Source organism: Rhodococcus cercidiphylli (assembly GCF_033042225.1).
Taxonomy (GTDB): domain Bacteria; phylum Actinomycetota; class Actinomycetes; order Mycobacteriales; family Mycobacteriaceae; genus Rhodococcoides.
This window is the reverse complement of sequence record NZ_JAWLKE010000019.1, coordinates 1-5,057: the sequence shown is the minus strand read 5'-3', so window position 1 is coordinate 5,057 and position 5,057 is coordinate 1. Positions and strand designations below refer to the sequence as shown.

At 64.9% G+C, this 5,057-nt stretch carries 1 protein-coding gene; it reads left to right on the top strand.

All coding sequences use genetic code 11. The features are described from left to right. On the top strand, positions 1 to 5,057 hold a 5,057-nt coding region (locus R3P95_RS25935; RefSeq protein WP_317549898.1), incomplete at both ends, for a non-ribosomal peptide synthetase.

The window sequence follows — 5,057 nt, the reverse complement described above, 5'->3', positions numbered from 1 at the left end:
CTGCGCACATGGTGCCCTCTGCGTTCGTGATGTTGGAGTCCATTCCTCTGACTCCGGCAGGCAAACTCGACCGCACCGCACTCCCCGAACCCGAACTCGGTTCACAGGGTGCATTCGAGGCCGCGGAAACGGAATACGAGGCCGCGGTGGCGTCCGTGTTCTGCGACGTTCTCGAGGTCGATCGGGTCGGTGTCACGGACAGCTTCTTCGATCTCGGCGGAAACTCCCTCGTGGCCACGCGTTTGATCGCACGGGTCAATTCGGCTCTCGGAACCGATCTGAAGGTGCTGGATCTGTTCGAGGCATCGACGGTTCGGACTCTGGCGGAACGTGCCGAAGCCAAGGGCGCGTCGCTGCATCGCCGCCCGGCGCTCGTCCCCGTCGACCGGCCCGATTCCATCCCGCTGTCTCTCGCGCAGCAGCGGATGTGGTTCATCAACCAGTTCGATGTGTCCTCGCCCGCGTACAACATTCCGCTCACCGTGCGCCTGACCGGTCGTCTGGACGTGAGTGCGATGGCTGCTGCCGTCGGCGACGTCCTGTCCAGGCACGAGTCGCTCCGCACGGTGTTCCCGACTGTGGGCGATCTGCCGAACCAGGTCATCGCACCCGTCGAGGACGTCACCGGATCGAAGCTCCCCCTCGACGTGGTGGACGTCGACGCCGGTTCGGTCGATGAGCTCGTCCGTGCTGCTGCGACAACAGGATTCGACGTCACGGTCGATCTTCCGTTCCGAGCGGTGCTGTACCGGACCGGCCCGGAGAGCTTCGTGCTCTCCATCGTCGTCCACCACATTGCGGCCGACGGTGCGTCGATGGCACCGCTGGCCCGAGACGTGATGGTCGCCTACGGCGCCCGCTCCGCCGGTTCGGTTCCGGCGTGGGAGCCACTCACCGTTCAGTACGCGGACTTCGCACTGTGGCAGCACGCCGTTCTCGGCGACGAGAGCGACTCCACGTCGGTGGCGTCGCGGCAGATCGAGTTCTGGCAGACGGCTCTGGCAGACCTGCCGGACGTGCTGCCGATGCCACTCGATCGCCCGCGGCCCACCCGGCAGTCGATGCGTGGCAGCGTCACCCCGTTCACGATTCCCGCCGATGTCGCCGCTCGGTTGAGTTCGGTTGCTGCCGAACACGACTCGACGCTGTTCATGGTCGTACATTCCGCGCTTGCATTGCTGCTCGCGCGGCTGAGCGGCACTCAGGACATCGCTGTCGGCACTCCGATCGCGGGTCGCGGCGACGCGGCCCTCGACGACCTCGTGGGCATGTTCGTCGGGACCCTCGTGCTGCGAACGCAGGTAGAGCCTCGAGCGACCTTCGCCGAACTGCTCGCCGACACTCGTCGCTCCGACCTCGCCGCCTTCGACAACACCGACATCCCGTTCGAGCGACTGGTCGACGTACTCGATCCGGTCAGGTCGACCGACCACTCGCCGCTGTTCCAGGTTCTCCTCGAGTTCCAGAACAATGCAGCTGTCACGTTGGAGCTACCCGATCTCACCGTCGATTTCGAGGAGATCAGCACCGACACAGCCAAATTCGATCTGCAGCTGCGCGTGGATCAGGAGCCCGTGGATCCGTCCGGGGCACTGTCGGCCTCGTTCACCTACGCCACAGATCTGTTCGATCCCGAAACCATCGACCGGTTCGTCGATCGCTTCCTGCGGATCGTGTCGACCATCGGGGCGTCGACGGACGTACGCACCGGTGACATAGACATCCTGTCCGCCGCAGAGCGGGAACTCGTCCTGTTCGAGTGGAACGACACCGCACGGCTGATCGAACCTCCGGTCCACCAGCACATCCCGGCCGGCGACGTCGACATGACGCTCAGCAGTCTGTTCGACCGACAGGTGCAGCGCAGCCCGTACTCGACCGCGTTGGTGTTCGAGGACGAGCACATCACCTATCTCGAACTGGACGAACGTGCGAATCAGCTCGCGAGACATCTCATCTCGCTCGGCGTGACGACCGAATCGCACGTCGGCCTCGCGATCCGACGGTCGATCGACCTGCTCGTCGGCATGTACGCGATCGTCAAGGCCGGTGGTGCCTATGTGCCGATCGACCCGGACCATCCGGTCGAGCGTTCGTCCTACGTCCTCTCCAGCGCCCAGCCTGTGTGCATCCTCACCACGAGCCGCGACTGGATCAACATCCCGGTCGCAACTCCGGTCCTCGCCGTCGATCTGCTCGACGTGTCCGATCGCGACCACACCTCTGTCACCGATTCGGATCGACTGGGAAGACTGCACGGCTCCAACACCGCGTACGTCATCTACACCTCCGGTTCGACCGGTCGACCCAAGGGTGTTGCAGTCACGCACTCGGCCATCGTGAATCGGTTGCTGTGGATGCAGCACGAGTATCACCTCGAGCCTGCGGACACCGTTCTGCAGAAGACACCGGCCACGTTCGACGTCTCGGTGTGGGAATTCTTCTGGCCCCTGCAGGTCGGTGCCAAGCTCGTCGTGGCCGAACCCGACGGACACCGCGATCCGGTCTACCTGTCCCGCATCATCGCGGACGAGCACATCACCACCGCGCACTTCGTACCGTCCATGCTCGCGGTGTTCGCGGCAGGTGGACGAGCTGCGGAATGTGTCTCGCTCCGACTCGTCTTCTGCAGTGGCGAGGCACTTCCGCCTGCCACCGCGGCACAGTTCGCGCAGTTCTCCAACGCAGAACTGCACAACCTCTACGGCCCGACCGAAGCGGCCGTCGACGTCAGCTACTACCACGTGACCGGCCGCGACGCCGTCTCGATCCCCATCGGCGCACCGGTGTGGAACACACGCTTGTACGTGCTCGACGCCTCGTTGCGACCGGCTCCCATCGGTGCTCCCGGCGAGCTGTATCTCGCCGGCGTGCAACTCGCTCGTGGGTACGTCGGTCGCGGCGATCTCACAGCGGATCGCTTCGTCGCGGATCCGTTCGGCGAGCCCGGCGAGAGGCTCTATCGCACAGGCGATCTGGTGCGCTGGCGCGCCGACGGCGAACTCGAGTACATCGGCCGAACGGACTTCCAGGTCAAGCTGCGCGGCCTGCGTATCGAACTGCCCGAGATCGAATCGGTTCTCCTTCGATCCGAGTCGGTCGCACAGGCGGTCGCGTTGGTGCACAAGGACCCGAACACCGGTGAGACCCTAGTGGCCTACGTGGTCGGTGCACCCGGCTCCGCAGTCGACCCCGCACAGCTGACGGCCGAGGCCGCGCGCCGCCTGCCGGGGTACATGGTGCCCTCACACGTGGTGGTCCTGGACTCGCTGCCGGTCAACGCCAGCGGCAAACTCGATCGCAAGGCATTGCCTGCGCCGGAATTCACCGTCGCCGCGTCGGAGTTCTTCGGCCCGGAGAACCCGGTAGAAGAGATCGTCGCCGGTGTCTTCGGTGATCTACTCGGTATCGCTCAGGTCAGTGTCACGTCGAGTTTCTTCGAGATCGGTGGCAACTCGCTGATCGCGATGCGTTTGGTCGCGCGCGTCAACGCGGCCCTCGGAACGGACATCGGCATCAGGGATCTGTTCGACGCCCCCACGGTGCGAGCGTTGTCGGCAGGCATCGACATCGGCGAGCACGACGCTGCGGCTGCCCCTCGACTGGTTCCGCAGGAGCGCCCGGATGTGGTGCCGCTGTCGCTCGCGCAGCAGCGAATGTGGTTCATCAATCAGTACGACACCGAGTCGGCTGCCTACAACGTCGCATTCGCCATGCGCCTGAGTGGTGTGCTCGATGTCGACGCGATGCACTCGGCCATCGGTGACGTGTTGAGCCGGCACGAGTCGCTGCGCACGATGTTCCCGCTGACCGACGACGTTCCCGCGCAGTCCATCCTCGACGTGGCATCGGCACTGCCGGATCTGACGCCGATTCACGCGAACGACGAGCGTCACGTTCTCGAGTTGATCGCCGACGTCGCCGGCTCGGGTTTCGACGTCGTGGCGGATGTTCCGCTGCGGGTCCGACTGGTTCGGGTGCGCGAGAACGAGCACGTGCTCGTGATGGTGGTGCACCACATCTCCTCCGACGGGTTCTCCAGCGCTCCGCTGGCCCGTGACTTGATGGTGTCCTACAGCGCCCGCGCCGCAGGACACGCACCGAGCCAGGAACCGTTGCCGGTGCAGTACGCCGATTACGCGCTGTGGCAGCGCCGGTTCCTCGGTGCGGAGTCCGATCCCGAGTCGATGATGGCCAAGCAGCTCGCCTACTGGGTCGACACACTGTCCGGCAGCCCCGAGGTCCTGGCGTTGCCGACCGATCGCCCGCGTCCCGCGGTCGCATCCCTGCGTGGCGACAGCGTCTCCTTCGAGATCGACGCCGCAATCCATGCTCGTCTTGCTGCTGTTGCCGCCGAGCACAATTCCAGCGCGTTCATGATCGTGCACGCGGCTCTGGCCGTCCTTCTGGCCCGACTCTCGGGCACCGAGGACATCTCGGTCGGAACGCCGATCTCGGGCCGAGGAGACGCCGCACTCGACGAGCTCGTCGGCATGTTCGTCAACACCCTCGTTCTGCGCACCCAGGTGCCCGGCTCGACACGGTTCGAGGACCTGCTCTCGGAGGTTCGCTCGGTCGACCTGGCCGCGTTCACTCATTCGGATGTCCCGTTCGAGCGAGTGGTCGATGCGGTCGATCCCGCGAGGTCGACTGCCCATGCGCCGCTGTTCCAGGTGATGCTCGAGTTCCAGCAGACCGACCGACCGACGGTGACGTTGCCCGGACTGTCGATCGAGAGCATCGAGCTACCCAACGACATTTCCAACTTCGACCTGCAGTTGACGGTCTCGGAAGAATTCGACAGTTCCGGCGCACCGGTCGGCATGGAAGCCGGATTCCGCTACGCCACAGAACTGTTCGATGCAGACACCGTCCGGGTTCTCGCCGATCGCCTCGTACGGATCCTCGACGCCGTGACGGCAACGCCGTCCATCCGAGTCGGTGACATCGAGATTCTGTCTGCCAACGAGTACGACTCGTTGGCTCCGGTTCGTGGTCCGCGGTCTGTGGTGGGTGTGGTGTTGCCGGAGTTGTTGGCTGGTGCGGTGGGTGTTGCT